Source organism: Psychrilyobacter sp. (assembly GCF_049671765.1).
GTDB lineage: Bacteria > Fusobacteriota > Fusobacteriia > Fusobacteriales > Fusobacteriaceae > Psychrilyobacter.
The window spans coordinates 1-2,692 of sequence record NZ_JBATVM010000206.1 but is presented as its reverse complement, the minus strand read 5'-3'; the positions used below and the strand labels follow the sequence as shown (position 1 = coordinate 2,692).

General features: G+C 27.7%; 5 protein-coding genes. All 5 read left to right on the top strand.

All coding sequences use genetic code 11. The features are described from left to right. A partial coding sequence (locus tag WBG30_RS10050; protein WP_424504521.1) for a phage virion morphogenesis protein occupies positions 1–416 on the top strand: 416 nt, incomplete at its 5' end. 108 nt (positions 417–524) lie between these two features. Then, the gene (locus WBG30_RS10045) at positions 525–890 is read left to right on the top strand and encodes a hypothetical protein (RefSeq protein WP_424504520.1); all 366 of its coding nucleotides are present in this window, start codon (positions 525–527) and stop codon (positions 888–890) included. A gap of 103 nt (positions 891–993) precedes the next feature. Further along, the gene (locus tag WBG30_RS10040) at positions 994–1,374 is read left to right on the top strand and encodes a helix-turn-helix domain-containing protein (RefSeq protein WP_424504519.1); all 381 of its coding nucleotides are present in this window, start codon (positions 994–996) and stop codon (positions 1,372–1,374) included. A gap of 10 nt (positions 1,375–1,384) precedes the next feature. Further along, positions 1,385–1,813: a protein-export chaperone SecB gene (locus WBG30_RS10035; RefSeq protein WP_424504518.1), complete on the top strand. Its 429-nt coding sequence runs from the start codon at positions 1,385–1,387 to the stop codon at positions 1,811–1,813. A gap of 142 nt (positions 1,814–1,955) precedes the next feature. Continuing rightward, positions 1,956–2,692, top strand: a 737-nt coding sequence (locus WBG30_RS10030) for a hypothetical protein (RefSeq protein WP_424504517.1), incomplete at its 3' end; no start/stop codon positions are given.

Sequence of the window (2,692 nt, the reverse complement as noted above, 5' to 3'; positions counted from 1 at the left end):
CTCCAGAAGGGAAATCATGGAAGAAGAGTAATGGAGGAGGGCAAACTTTGAGAAAAACCTCTTCTCTCATGCATAGTATAGCTAGTGGTTATGGGGACAATTTTGCGATGGTTGGTACAAATAAAATTTATGCTAGGATACATCAAAATGGAGGAGTTATTAAACCGAAAAGAGGTAAATACCTGACTATTCCTATTGCTCCAGGTGCCAAAAAGAGATCTGCAAGAGAATTTGATGATTTATTTAGCCTTAGAATAGATAGTGGTTTATATTTAGTAAGAAATAAAGGAAAAGATGAGATAGAATTTATGTATAAGCTTGTAAAATCAGTAGTAATTCCGAAAAGATCATATATAGGTATTAATAGAAAGATGATTGAGAGATATGAAAAGTGGGTATTAAAATATATAAAATAGTTGACATTTACTATAAATAACGTATAATAGAGATATACAACATTAATGTTGTATATCTCTATTATTGGGAATTAATTATAACAAAATAAGAAACTTTAGGTGATGTTTATGTACGAGATTGAACTTAGTAGTAAGGCAGAAAAAGCACTTGAAAAATTAGAAAAAGAAGCTGAGATATTGGCTGTTATTTATGACAGAATAGATTTGCTTGAAAGTGGTGATTTTGGTTTACTCGATATTAAACGATTAAATAGAAGTAAAAAATCTGAAAAAATCTTTGAGGTTAGAATAAAATCTCCAAAATCATATAGGATTTTTTATTGTAAATACAAAGAAAAAGAAAATAATAAAATAGATTTACTAGATATTAAAGAAAAAAAAGTGAGAAAGTTTTCTGAAGAATATTTTAAAACTTTAGATAAAGTAGCTAAAAATATGAAAAATCTTTGTTTGATTTTATTAGGCAAAAATTAAGAAAATAAATAGATGAAATTTATTTAATATAAAACAAAAGAAAAGGTTCCTGAAAAAATAAGAACTTGTGTTTAATTTTATTTTGAAAGGTGGGGGATGAAGGATGAAAAATTGGAAAGCATTAAAAAAAGAGCGATTGGAAAAAAATGAAGATTTAAGAAAAGAGTATGAATTAGTAAAGGCAAGAACTATGATTATAAAAGAATTATACAATTATAGAAAACAAAATTCATTAACACAGAAAGACTTTGCTGAAAGAATTGGTGTTAAGCAACAAGCTATTTCTAGATTTGAAAAAGGTGAAATTGATCCTAGATTTAGTTTTATTGCTAAGATAATACAAGAAATGTCTAAAAAAATAAAAATAGATAATGTATATGAGAAAACAAATAAGACTATTGAATTCACGAAAAAAAAATCGAGGGATTTAAAAGATTTAAAGGTTAGCATGTATGAGTTAGATAAGAAATATTTAGCTATATAGGAGTAGAATTATGAAAAAATCAGAATTTTTAAAATACAACGGATATAAAATAATTAAAATGGATTTAGATTATAATAATAAAGATGATAGTGAAAGCGATGGATTAAATATTTTTTACAAGGTGAAAGAAGAAGATAAAGATTTTAATGAAATTTCAGTTTACCAAGGAATTTTAATATCACCGAATAAAGATTTTCCGTATAAGTTAGAAGTTATAATTAAAGGGGAATTTGAATTTTCAAAGGAAATGTCTTTTGCTGATAAAAAAAATATGATATTAAGTAATGTTCCAGCTATTCAGTATCCATACCTTAGAGCTTTAATTAGTCTTATATCGTCACAAACAGATTATGAAAAAATATTACTTCCAACAATGAATTTTGCTGAATTTTTAAAGAAAACAAAATGGGAAGATATTTTGATTAAAGCAGAAATATAACCGTCCTTGTCTTTGGGGTATAAATAAGATATAATAACTATAGAAATAATAAAATAAAAATTAGAGGCCAAGAGTCCATAAATCACTTTCTGAAAAGAGAGTGATTCGTGGGCTCTTTTTTTTATTTTTAGGAGGTGTTCCTTTGAAAAAGAGGGTCAAAATATTTGAAACAGGAAAATATCCACAGGGAGATTTTAGTCATGAAAGGGTAAAAAAGATATTTAGTAATATTAAAAATAAGTCTAAAGCAATATATGCCCACACTTCTAAATGGAAAGAAGCTGGAAGAAAGCCTGTTGAAATAGGAGAATTTGATAGATTTTCTATAGAAAAAAAGAATGGAAAAACTATAGCTTATGCAGATCTTACACTTTCTGAAAAAGGAAAGATGTATAGAGATGATGGGATCTTCAAGGGAATATCAGTAGAAATACCTAATGATAATTTAACAGAGATCGCTTTACTTCCTATTGGAGTTAATCCAGCAGTACAGGGAGCAGAATTTGAAGAAGGTAGCACAAGTTTTTATTTTGAATATGAAGAGTATGAAATTAAAGATCAAGGAGGAAAAAAGGTGGGATTAGAAGAAATAATTGCAGGTATGAAGGGTTTAACAATATTAGATAGAGGTAAATTATTATCAAATATTATAGATACAACTGGAGTAGGAGAGAAAAAAGAATTTTCTGCTATCATTCCTTGGGATAAGTTAGAAGATTTTAGAGATACACAAAAGAAATCAGAATTTGAAGGGATGACTCCTGAAGAGATAAGAGAGAAAATCCAGACTGAAGAGGGAAAGAAACATACGGCCAAAGAAAAGGCTCGTGAATTTATGGAAAAAAATAAAGCTAAGATTACTCCAGGAATGAAAGAAGC